Annotated in this window: 1 pseudogene; it reads right to left on the reverse strand. The window is 68.3% G+C overall.

What is annotated here, in order from left to right:
- Positions 1–249: pseudogene (locus AC0L2O_RS37225) on the reverse strand (hypothetical protein); the annotation flags it as partial.

Below are 249 nucleotides of genomic sequence, written 5' to 3' on the forward strand. Positions count from 1 at the left end.
TGAGACCGGCAGCCAGCCGGTTAGCCAATTCATGGGTTCGGCCGGCAATCGCCTGCAGCCCGGCGGGGCCGTGCCAGATCGCATAGGCCGTCGCCATGTTGGCGAGCAGCGCCTGCGCGGTGCAGATGTTGGATGTCGCCTTGTCGCGGCGGATATGCTGTTCGCGCGTCTGGAGCGCAAGGCGATAGCCGGGGCGGCCCTTGCTGTCGGTGGACTGACCGACAAGGCGGCCGGGCATCAGCCGCGTCA

The sequence above is a fragment of the Bradyrhizobium sp. Kon10 genome, from assembly GCF_055807395.1.